Genomic DNA, 12,205 nt, shown 5'->3' on the forward strand with positions numbered 1-12,205 from the left:
ATTGGGGGAGAAACAGACCATGCTAACAGAGAAATACAAAAAATTAAAGTCTATTCTCCGAGATATGGAATCAGTGGTAGTTGCATTTTCAGGAGGAGTAGACAGTACTTTTTTATTAAAGGCTGCTGTGGATGCCCTAGGGGCTGAGCATGTACTCGCAGTAACAGCAGACTCTGAAAGCTACCCCTCTAGTGAACTAGAAGAGGCAAGAGTTCTTGCAAATCAAATAGGTGTCAGGCACCAAGTGATTGAAACCTCAGAACTTGCTATTCCAGGATATGCGGAAAACAATAGAAATCGATGCTATTTTTGTAAAAGCAGTTTATTTGATCATTTGATTCCAGTCATGGATGAAAAGGGCTTTCAAAATGTGGTTTATGGTGTCATAGCAGATGATATGAATGAATTTCGACCAGGTATGCAGGCCGCTAAAGAGAAGGGGATACGCGGTCCACTCCTAGAAGCTAATCTGTTTAAACAAGAAATCAGAGAACTCTCGAGAGAATTTGATTTGCCAACTTGGGATAAACCATCATTAGCGTGTCTTTCATCAAGAATTGCCTACGGGGAATATATTACAAAAGAAAAGCTGACGAAGGTAGAAAAAGCCGAAGCTTATTTAAAGTCACTTGCTATCCATCAGGTACGGGTGCGAACACATCAGGAGATTGCAAGGATCGAAGTAGAACCTAATGAAATGAAGAAGATTCTTGAAAATCATGACGCAATCGTGAAAGCACTTCAAGGATATGGGTACAAATATATCACGTTAGATTTAATTGGATATCAGAGTGGAAGCATGAATAAGGTGCTGTCATAGAGCTTTCTTCTTTGCAAATGTGCTTTAGGAAAGTACTTTTAATAAAAAGGCTTTGGAATAATCCAGAGCCTTTTAATATAACGATTATAAAAATAGCAATAAATAATAATATTACTTATTGTTATGTGAAAAGGAAGAGGAGAACATGTCAAGAGAAGTTGTAATGGGACTTGATATCGGAACAACAAGTGTTAAAGCATGCGTATTTGACCTCCAAGGTAAATTAGTCGCCGAAGCTGAGAGAATGAACACATTCCATTATCCAAAGCAAGGATGGGTCGAACAAAACCCTATTGAGATTGAGCAATCAGCTGTACAAGCAATACATGAGGCAATAGAGAAAGCCAAGATTGAGAAAAATGATTTGATTTCAATTGGATTTTCTTCCGCCATGCATTCCCTTATTTGTGTGGATAATAATGGCACTCCTATATCTCCGGCCTTAATTTGGGCGGATGGAAGAAGTTATCTACAAGCAGAATCAGTGATAGAAACAATGGGAAATGAGGTGTATTCAGACACAGGTACACCGGTTCATCCCATGACGCCATTTGTTAAGTTATTATGGATGAAAGAAACGAAATATGAACCTTACGTTCAAGCGAAATACTTTATGTCAATTAAGGAGTATTTACTTCAATGCTGGTATAATCAAAGGGTTATAGATTATTCAATGGCATCTGCGACAGGGTTATTTAATCCTGACACACATACGTGGAATCAAACATTATTATCTCTAACGGGTATTCATGAAAATCAGCTTTCTAGAATTGTCCCCCCAACCGAGATTTTAACAGGGATTAATCCTCTAAAAGCCGATGAAATGGGGATTGATTCTGACCTTCCTTTTGTCATCGGTGCTGCGGATGGCCAATTGGCTAACTTGGGAATTGGAGCGATTCTCCCTGGTGAAGTGGCGGTTTCAGTTGGGACTAGCGGGGCCATTCGGCAATTCACAAGTGGAGTTAAAATGAGCGAAAATCAAGAAACCTTTTGTTATTCTTTTACAAAGGATTTTTCTATCATTGGAGGTCCTACCAATAATGGCGGGAATGCACTACAATGGTTAAAAGACCTTTTGAATGATCCTAGAGACTTTGCTGATTTCCTTGCAGATGCAGAAAAGGTGCCGCTTGGTGCCGATGGAATCATCTTTCACCCCTATCTAAATGGCGAAAGAGCACCACTTTGGAATCAACGGGCAAAAGGGAATTTCTTTGGATTATCTGTTACGCATAAAAGAGAACATTTTATTCGAGCGGTTCTAGAGGGGATTACTTTTAACCTCTTTCAAATTGGCAAAACTTTAGAGAGTTTAGCAGGGAAACATCAAAAGATTTATGTTAATGGTGGTTTATCCAGATCTCCATTGTGGCTGCAAATGATGGCAGATGTATTCGAGGCGGAAATTTATGTGCCGGAGAGCCACCACAGCGCAGCATGGGGAGCAGCCTGGACAGCATTAGTGGCCATTGATAAAGTTCATTCCTTTGAAGAGATTAAAAGGAATATCCCAATGGGTAAGGCAATCGTTCCTAATAAAGAGAATAGTGAAAAATATAGACTTATTTATGAGAAATATGAAAAGCTGGCAAGTGGAATGTCTAAACATTTTTGAGTTTATATAAATAGGGGGGAAATGAATGCTTGAAGAAATTTTAGAGCAGGTTCAAAGAGGAACCCTAAGTGTCAAAGAAGCAAAAGAGCAACTAGCAACATTTGAGAATTTGGGTTTTGCTAAAGTTGACCATCATCGTAAGAAACGTCAAGGCTTCCCAGAGGTCGTATACGGTGAAGGGAAAACGACTGAACAAATTATTTCGATTATCCAAGTGTTAAGAGCTCGAAATAACCAAGTGCTCGTCACGCGTATTAACAAGGAAAAGGCAGAAATTGTCCAACGTTCTTGCCCTGAATTTATTTACAAAGAAGTAGCACAAATTCTTTTTTGGAAAGAGGACAAATTGTTTGAAGGAGAGTCACAAGGATATATTGCCGTAATTTGTGCAGGTACATCGGACTTACGTGTTGCCGAAGAAGCCGCGGTTACTGCCGAAGTATTAGGCAGCAAAGTACATCGTATCTATGATGTAGGTGTTGCTGGAATTCATCGCTTGCTAAGTCATGCTGAGGAAATTCAAAATGCCACAGTCTCTGTTGTTGTTGCGGGTATGGAAGGGGCACTTCCAAGTGTAGTTGGCGGACTCGTTTCACATCCGGTTATAGCTGTGCCAACGAGTGTGGGGTATGGAGCAAATTTTAATGGATTATCTGCCTTATTAACGATGTTGAATTCATGTGCATCAGGGATTAGTGTTGTGAATATTGATAATGGGTTTGGCGGGGGATATAATGCCGTATTAATTGATCAACTTGCACAAAAAGGGGCCGGGAAATAGTGAGAACACTTTATTTTGATTGTTTTTCAGGTATTAGCGGAGATATGGTCATTGGAGCTTTGATTGATGCGGGCGCAGATCCGAATCGTTTAGTAGAAGAATTAAAAAAACTTCATATTGATGATGAATATATGTTGAAATGGACAAAGTTAGTGAAAAATGGGATTACAAGTACTAAATTTGATGTGATGTTGAAGAATGTTCATTCCCATCACCATGCCCATGATCACGAACACGAACATGATCACGAACACATCCATGCCCATGATCACGAACACGAACATGATCACGAACACAGTCATGAACACGAACATGAACACAGTCACGTACATGACCATGAACACGAACATGGACACAGTCACGAACACATCCATGCGCACGAGGATGAGCATCATCATGACCACCATAATCATAGCCATGGAAATGGCCATCATCATGATCATGAACACCGGGCTTATAAAGACATTGTTGCTTTAATTGAGGGGGCAGGTTTTGTTGAGCCTGTGAAAAATACAGCATTAAAAATCTTTAAAAGAATTGGTGAAGCGGAAGGACATATCCATGGAATTCCCTTGGAGAAGGTCCATTTTCATGAAGTTGGGGCAGTTGATTCGATTATTGACATTATCGGTGCAGCTATCTTAATTCATCAATTAGAAATAGATGTTATTAAATCCTCGCCCATTCCTGTGGGAACAGGTCGTATCCATATTGATCATGGTATTTATCCTGTACCTGCACCGGCCACTCTTGAAATTTTAAAAGGTGTACCAATTGAACAATCTGACATTCGCTTCGAGCTCACCACTCCAACGGGAGCAGCAATTGTGGCTGTCTTGGCAGATGAATTTTGCCCGATACCATCCATGAAGGTTACATCCATTGGTTATGGTGCTGGAACGAAGACCTTTAAAAATCATCCCAATGTGCTTCGTGTCGTCATTGGAGAAGACTAAAAGGAAACTTTAAGCTGACGTCCTTTTTCTATATTTATTTTTCGTTACCAAAGGAAAGGAAATGATTTAATGGTCTCTCAACTTCCTCCCAGTAATGAGCATCTTGATAATCAGATGGTTAAAATGGAAGTCAATCTCGATGATATTCCTGGAGAATGGCTTGGCTATGTAATGGACATGCTGTTTGAGGCTGGCGCTAATGATGTTTTCTATACCCCGATATATATGAAAAAAAATAGACCAGGCGTATTACTTCAACTACTTTGTTCAGAGAAACATATAAATACAATGAAAGAAATTCTTTTTAAGGAAACTACCACACTAGGAATACGCTACTATCCTTTAACCGTACACCGGTTAGAAAGAAAGTTTAGGAAAGTTACTACCATGTGGGGTCCTGTGACAGTAAAAGAAGGAATGTATAATGGACAAATTGTTCAATGTGCTCCGGAGTTTGAAGAATGTAAAAGCATTGCACGACTTCATGACATTCCCGTGAAAAAGGTTTACGAAATGGTTTGGAAGGCTTTGGGAAGAGAAGAATAAGCCCGAAGTCTCACCTCATATTAAGCAAGATTCGTAGCTAATAATAGATTTGGAGTATAAAAATGGCTGCCATTCAGAATAATGGCAGCCTCCTTTTTAAACCCATTTAATCTTTTCCACTATTTGTTGCTTAAACAACTGAATGATAAATTCATTATAAAAGTCTTTTCTAACGATTATTTGAAACCTATTATTCGGATGAATATAAAAATGGATATCAGTTAGGATGTTGTTTGTATCAAAATACTCACGAATTTCTTCGATTTTTTTCTTCCATTTGTTATCAACCAAAGTAAGGGTGAATTCAAAATCCTCGCCGTTAGGGGTTTCCTTTAGCTCGAGAAACTGTTCGTTATATTTATACTCTACTTTCATCATAACCCTCCTAAATGAGATATCTTAAATATATGTAAACCGTACAAATAATAATGGATAAAATCATTAATGGAAAAGCAATCAACATGAATTTTCCAAATGTAATCGGATAGCCTTCCTTCGCAGCAAGACCCGCCACAATCACATTGGCACTCGCACCAATTAATGTACCATTTCCACCTAGACATGCCCCTAAAGATAAACTCCACCAAAGAGGTTCTAAATTAGTAACGCCAAGTTCCCCCATATCTTTGATCATTGGAATCATGGTGGCAACAAACGGAATGTTATCAATAAAAGCTGAGGCAATCGCGCTAACCCAGAGAATTAATATTGATGTGGATGTAACATCCCCTCCAGTTAGGTGTACAGAGTAATCTGCTAATAACGAAATTACCCCTGTCTCTATCAATCCTGATACCAATACAAAAAGGCCGATAAAGAAGAATATAGTTGTCCATTCTACTTTTAAAAATGCTTTATCTAAATACTTTTCTCCAGTTAATAGAAGCAGGAGGAAAGCACCAGCTAACGCGACGGTAGCAGATTCAATATGAAAAAGTTGATGCAGGAAAAACCCCAAAATCGTTAGCGAGAGAGCAGTTAACGATTTAACTAGTAACTTGGTATCTGTTATTTCTTCCTTTTCATCTAGGTCCATTAAATTGGCCTTTAAGTCATCTGTTGTTCGAAGCTGTTTCCGATAAATAAATGCTAGGATCGCAATATTAACAAATAGAATAAAGAATGATATCGCTGTTAGATTATTAATAAAGGCCATAAAGGTAAGTTCTTTTACGGCGCTGCCGAGCATGATATTCGGAGGGTCGCCAATCAGTGTAGAGGTACCGCCTATATTCGAGGCAATTACTTCGGTTATTAAAAAGGGAATCGGATTAACCCGTAATTGTCTCGTGATACTGAAAGTAACTGGAACCATTAATAGTACCGTTGTTACATTATCTAAAAAGGCTGACCCCAAGGCTGTAATAATTCCGAGCACCAACAATATTTTTAATGGATCACCTTTCACTTTTTTTGCTGACCAAATCGCTATGTATTTGAACAATCCAGTCTCAGAAGTGATCGCAACAATGATCATCATACCGGTCAATAATCCGAGTGTATTGAAGTCGATATGGTGAAGCGCCTTTTCCTGCCCGACAATTCCTAGTAATACCATCATAATTCCGCCGCACATGGCAATGATCGTTCGATGAATCTTTTCAGTGACGATAAAGGCATAGGTAATTAAAAATACACCAAGTGCGATTAATGCTTGAGTTGACATGTAATAACCTCTTCTCCCAAGTTTTTAAATGGTTCCATTTAAAAAATGACAAAAAGGAGCCTGTGTGACAGACTCCCCCAAATAAAATCACCATTTATATTTTTAACTTTATTTTAATTAACTAAACTTTGAATGTAAAGAAAGTTTTAATTATTAAAGCCCTAATTTATTAATAAAATCAACAGTTTCCTGATGCTCTGGGTTAACTAACTGATAAAGACGTTTATCTCTCTTAACGAGGGATGTCCCAGCATCATTAACAATGGGTCTTGTGAAGGAAGTCCCTTTTAATATGCCCCATTGGCCATTTGTTTTTTTTAATCTGAGATCAATAATTCCAAGATGATTTCCAAAGGCCCCTGCCATTACAACAGGTTTACCATTAATTTGTCCCGTTTCGATGTTAGTGTCAGGAGAGTTTTTATACACAGAACTTGGAAAGACATTATGAGAATGCCCTGCCAAAATGACATCGATGCCAGGGATTTTTGATAAATAATAAACAGCATTTTCCGACTCAGCGCTATATGTTCCGTAACTGATTCCTGTATGGGCAAGGGCGACAATAATATCTGCTCCTTTTGATTTCATGATTGGGATAAATTCTTTTGCAGTATCTACCATGGGTTTAGCCATAACTTTACCTTCAAGATTTGCCTTATCCCATTTCATGATTTGTGTCGGCATAAATGCTATTACCCCAATTTTTAGATGATGTTTTCTCCCATTCTGATCAACCACTTTTCTTTTCAAAATAACATACGGAGTAAAGTATGGCTTTTTCTTTTTAACAGAGAAAACATTGGCATTAAGAACGGGCATCTTTGCGCCTTTCACGGCGGCATTTAAGAATTCTAACCCGTAATTAAATTCATGATTACCAATGGCAACGGCATCATAATGTAAATAATTAAAGGCACGATAAACCGGATGAAGTTTTCCCTTACGTATTCCTCGAATTCTCGCTAAATATTCTCCAAGGGGATTTCCCTTCAGATGATCTCCATCGTCAAATAATAAAGAATTTTGTACTTCCTTCCTTGCCTTCTTGATAAGTGTCGCTGTTTTGACGAGGCCAATTCGGTTGTCTACTCTTGTTTGGTAATAGTCATAGTTGACTAAAGATGCGTGCAAATCAGTAGTTTCCAGGATACGTAAATCAACTACCCCTGGCGGTGGATGTACAGTAGCAGCCTTAAACGATAAGGCAGGATGATAGAACTCAAAAAGTGAGAGAATGATAAGGAAAATAAGCATTTTTTTGTTCAATTTGAAAACCTCCTTCATAATCTTGCATTAAAGGTTTTCTTAGTATTCGTTATCTAACTAGAATTATGATAAAGGGACCATAATATAAAATGGGATCAGGCTCACTTAATTGAAAATCATTTTCAATTACAATGGAAATAGAACATCTAAGAGGAACAATGTTAAGAGCTGCTAGTTAGAGTGTGAAATACAAAAAAAGTCAGCCTGTATTTTAAATCAGGCTGGCTTTTTGTTAGTCACATGCCGTTTTTTATGTTTGACGCCAAAAAACCACCAGTTCCAATCGCCAAGTAGTTTCATGAGAGCTGGAACTAGCACCATCCTCACTATGGTTGCATCTATAAAAATTGCTATAGCAATTCCTACACCTAGCTGCTTAACAGGCATGACGCCGGTAAAGGCAAATGCACCCGTGACGACAATCATAATGGCAGCCGCTGAAGTGATAATTTTACTAGTATAAGTCAAACCAGATATAGTCGCTTCACTATTATCTCCAGTTTTTAAGTAAAATTCTTGAATTCTTGAGATAAGGAACACTTCGTAATCCATCGATAGTCCAAAAACAAGAGTAAAAACAAATACAGGTAAAATTAATGCAATATCTACAGGTGTGACACCAAAATGCCCTTGCTGGAAAATCCAGACTAGGATCCCAAAGGTGCAGCTCAGGCTTAAGATATTCATTACAATTGCTTTCAATGGTATAAGAATGGAGCGGAATGCTGCCATTAAAATGACAAAAGTCGAAAGAACAATCAATAAAAGTCCGTCTGGTGCTTTTTGGTAGATTTCAGAAAAAATTTCTTGCTCGAATTTTATCGATCCGCCGAAGGAAGCGTTTAAACCTAGATCCTTATTTGACCAGTCACTTACCCATTGTCTTGCTTTAGCAGAATGTTCACCAGTTTTTAAATATACCTCTAAGAGCATTTTATTATCTCTTATAAAGTAGTCGATAATTGGAGATGCCATTGTTGTTTTCCCGGAGGTGAGTATTTGATAAAGCTGGTTTACATCCTTTATTCCAGTTGCTGAAAAGGGTGAATGAACGGTATTCACCAGTTCATCGTTTTCAATGTTTTTAATCACGTTATTCACTTTTTTTAGGTTATTCAAATCAAGAATGTTACCACTTGATTCCAGGATCACGACGACTTTTTTTTCATCTCGCTTTTCTTTAGCAACAAAATGGTCTTTATAGATCTCTAAGGCAGTTCTTGAAGGGTAATTTGGCGGCAGGGATTCTGTACCAGGGATCGCTAAAACCATTTGTTTAACAGGAATCAATCCTGCTAAAAGAATTGCAAGGGCTGCTACTGACATAAGAATAGGTCGTTTCATGACAAATTTAGCAAACTGGTGCCAAAAACTTTTCGTTTGCTTGTCCACAGCGGGTAAAATACTAAATTTATTAATTTTAGTTCCCAAAACACCTAGCAGCGCAGGAAGAAAGGTTAAGGCACATACCGCAGAAATGAACACAACAGTCATTCCACCAAGCGCAACATTCTGAAAAATATCGATTTTGATAAACCACAATGCAGATAGACCAATAAAAACACAAATTCCAGAAAAGATAATCGAACGACCGGCAGTAGAAACTGTTATCTCAAGAGCATCCTTTATAGACTTTGTTTTCACTTCTTCTTTATATCGATTAATAAATAACAAGGCAAAATCAATACTTAACGCTAACCCGATCATCGGAACAATATTTAAAATAAAGATTGTTAAATCAGCACGATAGCTAAAAAAGTAAACAGTTCCCATTGTACATAATATAGAAACTACGCCAATAACAATCGGGAGTGATGCCGCAATAAGACCTCCAAAAGCAAGAATAAGAACCACTAACGCAATTGGCAGACTGATCATTTCCGCTTTTGCTAAATCTTCTTGGCTTGCAGTATTAAGGTCTTGGACAATAATAGGTTCGCCAGTCATTGTGACCTTTAGGCCCTTTTTATTTACTAGTAGAGTCTTTAATTGGCTGATTTCTGCCCCAAGGTTTTCAGCTTTTTTGTTAAAAGTAAGAAGACCATAGGCATATTGTGTTTTCATCATTCCTTCTCGTTCCAAAGGGGAAATAATTTGCTGTGCAGCATCAAAGCCTGCTAAGTTTTCAAAATTGTTTAAAATAAATTGTCTGAAATCTTCATCACTAATGGCTTTGTCTTTTTCAAAAACAAGAATAATGGAGGATTTTGCATATCCAAAATCTTGCTCGAGAAGGTTGCGTGTTTTATTATATTCTCCGTTATAGTCAAAACCATTTCCACTAAGAACGCTTGGCAGTTTTAATGCAAACAAACCTAATAGTAAAATAATGAGACTCCAACTTACCAGAACCCATTTTCGCTTTTCGTAAATAAGTTCACCTAATTTCTGCACAATATCGCCACCTCTCATAATAATTGTTCCCCATTAAAGAGGCCGAAAATTCATGTTCCTCGCTTAGCCTCGTGTGAATAATTGAAATAATATTCATGTTGTATTTTACAAATGTTAAATAAAAGTGATATTGTTTCATTTTTTTGTTACAATAAAAGTAAAATAATAAACGATAAGGTGATAATAGTGGATCGTGAAAAGTTAACTAAAGTTATTGAAGCAGCCAAGCTCTATTATCTGTTGGATTATAATCAAAACGAAATTGCTAAGAAACTAGGTGTTTCCCGTCCCACTGTGTCGCGTTTACTCCAACAGGCAAAAAGTGAGGGAATTGTCCAGATTAATATAATGGATCCGACGGAAGATGTTGAGAATCTTGCAGGACAACTTGAAAAAAAATTCAATCTGAAGAAGGCGGTTGTCGCTTCAATTCCACAATATGAAGACCATATTATAAAAAATTATCTAGGAGAAAAAGCCGCCATTTATCTAGATCAAATTGTTAAGGATGATGACATAATTGGTGTAACATGGGGAACCACCCTCTACCATATTGCCATTGAATTAAAACAGAAATTTGTTAAAGGGGTAAAAGTTGTCCAACTAAAGGGTGGTGTCAGCCACGCTGAAACAAATACGTATGCATCAGAGATTTTATATCTTTTTGGAAAGGCATTTCATACTACACCACACAATCTTCCTCTTCCAGCGATAGTGGACCATGTCGTTGTAAAACAGGCAATGGAGGCTGATCGTCATATCCGAAAAATCCTTGACCTAGGTAGTCAGGCGAATATTGCTCTATTTACCATCGGAACAATTAAAACAGATTCCTTACTATTTCAATTAGGCTATTTTACAGAGAGTGACCTAGAGTCCCTATATGGAAAAGCTGTGGGTGATATTTGCTCCCGTTTCTTTGATGAAAACGGGGAAGTTTGTAACGAGAGTCTAAATGAAAGAACACTTGGAGTAAATTTAGATGATCTAAAGAAAAAGGATTATTCCATTCTTGTAGCAGGAGGACCCAATAAAATTGAGGGAATATTTGGGGCATTAAAAGGCGGGTATGCAAACGTGCTTGTTACGGACCAGTTTACAGCACAATTCTTGCTAGATAAAAACTAAATATAAACAGAAGGAAAAAATTTTACGTTTGTTCATAAATGTATTTACAAATGTTCATATTGTTTGATATAGTTACATTGTGATAATTGACTTAAACATTTATATATAATTTCATGATAAGGGAGACGAAGAATATGACACAGAATTTAGTAGGAATGATTGACCATACATTATTAAAGGCTGATGCAACAAAAGAAGAAATTGTAAAGCTAGTGGAAGAGGCAAAGGAATATTTATTTGCGTCGGTGTGTGTGAATCCCACTTGGGTTCGAACAGCAGCTGATATGCTTGCTGACACTCCTGAAGTGAAAGTATGTACCGTCATTGGTTTTCCTCTTGGAACAGCTACTCCTGAAACTAAAGCATTTGAAACAAAAAATGCGATTGAAAATGGAGCAGATGAAATCGATATGGTAATTAATATTGGTGCTTTAAAAGATAAGCAAGATGACTTGGTGGAAAGAGATATCCTTGCTGTTGTCGAGGCTGCTAAAGGGAAAGCATTGGTGAAGGTTATCATCGAAACTTGCCTGTTAACAAAAGAAGAAAAAATTAGAGCATGCGAAATTTCTGTAAAAGCTGGGGCAGACTATGTAAAAACATCTACAGGTTTTTCAACAGGCGGAGCCACTGTCGAGGATATTCGCTTGATGCGTCAAACCGTGGGTCCAGAAATTGGTGTGAAAGCTTCAGGTGGGGTTCGCAGCCGTGAAGATGCACTCGCAATGGTTGAAGCAGGAGCGACTAGAATTGGTGCAAGTTCTGGCGTATCAATTAGTAAAGGTGAGCTATCCTTAAGCAATTACTAAATAATCAATTGTGAGGTTAATTCGATGAGAGACGTAATAATGGCTTTAATTGCCGGTTTAATAGTTGGTATGTTGTTTAAATTTTTAAAGCTTCCAATACCTGCTCCCCCAGTATTCTCAGCAGTTGTCGGTGTTTTCGGGGTGTACTTTGGCGGTGTGCTTCTTGAGTGGATTACTAAATTAGTTCAGCAATAAAATTCCTTGGCGGAGTGTGAACA

10 protein-coding genes and 1 pseudogene are annotated in these 12,205 nt (G+C 37.8%); 7 read left to right on the forward strand and 4 right to left on the reverse strand.

What is annotated here, in order from left to right; all coding sequences use genetic code 11:
* Window positions 1–19: 19 nt before the first annotated feature.
* The 4 genes and pseudogenes from larE (at window position 20) to larC (ending at window position 4,721) form a co-directional block, all read left to right on the forward strand.
* Window positions 20–820, forward strand: a complete 801-nt coding sequence (gene larE / locus AC4QJR_RS06425; protein ID WP_098572098.1) for an ATP-dependent sacrificial sulfur transferase LarE — start codon at window positions 20–22, stop codon at window positions 818–820.
* Between the two features lie 145 nt (window positions 821–965).
* On the forward strand, window positions 966–2,438 hold the full coding sequence (locus tag AC4QJR_RS06430; protein WP_098572099.1) for a gluconokinase: 1,473 nt from the start codon (window positions 966–968) through the stop codon (window positions 2,436–2,438).
* Between the two features lie 25 nt (window positions 2,439–2,463).
* The gene (gene larB / locus AC4QJR_RS06435; protein WP_098572100.1) at window positions 2,464–3,219 is read left to right on the forward strand and encodes a nickel pincer cofactor biosynthesis protein LarB; all 756 of its coding nucleotides are present in this window, start codon (window positions 2,464–2,466) and stop codon (window positions 3,217–3,219) included.
* Between the two features lie 44 nt (window positions 3,220–3,263).
* Window positions 3,264–4,721, forward strand: a pseudogene (gene larC, locus AC4QJR_RS06440) (nickel pincer cofactor biosynthesis protein LarC).
* 96 nt (window positions 4,722–4,817) lie between these two features.
* On the opposite strand, the gene AC4QJR_RS06445 reads toward larC, so the two are convergent.
* The 4 genes from AC4QJR_RS06445 to AC4QJR_RS06460 all read right to left on the reverse strand — a co-directional run bounded on the left by AC4QJR_RS06445 (window position 4,818) and on the right by AC4QJR_RS06460 (window position 10,050).
* Window positions 4,818–5,099 (reverse strand): hypothetical protein, encoded by a 282-nt coding sequence (locus AC4QJR_RS06445; protein WP_496525685.1) that lies wholly within the window; start codon window positions 5,097–5,099, stop codon window positions 4,818–4,820.
* Between the two features lie 7 nt (window positions 5,100–5,106).
* Entirely contained in the window at window positions 5,107–6,387 is a 1,281-nt protein-coding gene (locus AC4QJR_RS06450; RefSeq protein WP_098572104.1) for an ArsB/NhaD family transporter, read from the reverse strand.
* Between the two features lie 153 nt (window positions 6,388–6,540).
* Window positions 6,541–7,656, reverse strand: coding sequence for a metallophosphoesterase (locus tag AC4QJR_RS06455; RefSeq protein WP_496525686.1), 1,116 nt, complete (start codon window positions 7,654–7,656; stop codon window positions 6,541–6,543).
* Between the two features lie 216 nt (window positions 7,657–7,872).
* Window positions 7,873–10,050 (reverse strand): MMPL family transporter, encoded by a 2,178-nt coding sequence (locus tag AC4QJR_RS06460; RefSeq protein WP_496525687.1) that lies wholly within the window; start codon window positions 10,048–10,050, stop codon window positions 7,873–7,875.
* Window positions 10,051–10,236: 186 nt separating this feature from the next.
* Between AC4QJR_RS06460 and deoR the strand changes: the two genes are divergently transcribed.
* The 3 genes from deoR to AC4QJR_RS06475 all read left to right on the forward strand — a co-directional run bounded on the left by deoR (window position 10,237) and on the right by AC4QJR_RS06475 (window position 12,182).
* On the forward strand, window positions 10,237–11,178 hold the full coding sequence (gene deoR / locus AC4QJR_RS06465; RefSeq protein WP_098572107.1) for a DNA-binding transcriptional repressor DeoR: 942 nt from the start codon (window positions 10,237–10,239) through the stop codon (window positions 11,176–11,178).
* Window positions 11,179–11,312: 134 nt separating this feature from the next.
* Window positions 11,313–11,987 carry a deoxyribose-phosphate aldolase gene (gene deoC / locus AC4QJR_RS06470; RefSeq protein WP_496525688.1) on the forward strand — a complete coding sequence of 225 codons (675 nt, stop codon included), beginning with the start codon at window positions 11,313–11,315 and terminating at the stop codon, window positions 11,985–11,987.
* Between the two features lie 24 nt (window positions 11,988–12,011).
* A complete protein-coding gene (locus tag AC4QJR_RS06475) occupies window positions 12,012–12,182 on the forward strand; it encodes a XapX domain-containing protein (protein WP_098572109.1) in 171 nt (56 codons plus the stop codon).
* Window positions 12,183–12,205: the final 23 nt, after the last annotated feature.

It is taken from the genome of Neobacillus sp. BP17 (assembly GCF_059579525.1).

Coding starts and splice junctions, on each gene's coding strand:
- larE (WP_098572098.1), top strand. CDS start 20: ATGCTAACAGAGAAATACAAAAAATTAAAGTCTATTCTCCGAGATATG.
- AC4QJR_RS06430 (WP_098572099.1), top strand. CDS start 966: ATGTCAAGAGAAGTTGTAATGGGACTTGATATCGGAACAACAAGTGTT.
- larB (WP_098572100.1), top strand. CDS start 2,464: ATGCTTGAAGAAATTTTAGAGCAGGTTCAAAGAGGAACCCTAAGTGTC.
- AC4QJR_RS06445 (WP_496525685.1), bottom strand. CDS start 5,099: ATGATGAAAGTAGAGTATAAATATAACGAACAGTTTCTCGAGCTAAAG.
- AC4QJR_RS06450 (WP_098572104.1), bottom strand. CDS start 6,387: ATGTCAACTCAAGCATTAATCGCACTTGGTGTATTTTTAATTACCTAT.
- deoC (WP_496525688.1), top strand. CDS start 11,313: ATGACACAGAATTTAGTAGGAATGATTGACCATACATTATTAAAGGCT.
- AC4QJR_RS06475 (WP_098572109.1), top strand. CDS start 12,012: ATGAGAGACGTAATAATGGCTTTAATTGCCGGTTTAATAGTTGGTATG.